Here is a 222-nt window from a genome sequence, read left to right on the forward strand (position 1 = left end):
CTTGATAAAAATACGATTAATGCTGTTAATACTACCGCTCCACTTGCTGATCCTAAGAAGTCACCTTTTGTTACGTTTAATACTTGCTCGTTGTTCATAATTTTCATTCTCCCTTCTCTTATTTTTGTTACAAAACTTCTATTATACTAATACGCTTGATAAAAATACGATTAATGCTGTTAATACTACCGCTCCACTTGCTGATCCTAAGAAGTCACCTTT

General features: G+C 33.3%; 2 protein-coding genes. Both read right to left on the bottom strand.

Annotated elements, in window-relative coordinates:
- Positions 1-98 (bottom strand): DUF3948 family protein (locus BAU23_RS17820; RefSeq protein ID WP_071734910.1); only part of this gene is annotated, 98 nt, incomplete at its 3' end.
- A gap of 43 nt (positions 99-141) precedes the next feature.
- On the bottom strand, positions 142-222 hold an 81-nt coding region (locus BAU23_RS17825; protein WP_050001435.1), incomplete at its 5' end, for a DUF3948 family protein.

It is taken from the genome of Bacillus nitratireducens (assembly GCF_001884135.1).
GTDB lineage: Bacteria > Bacillota > Bacilli > Bacillales > Bacillaceae_G > Bacillus_A > Bacillus_A nitratireducens.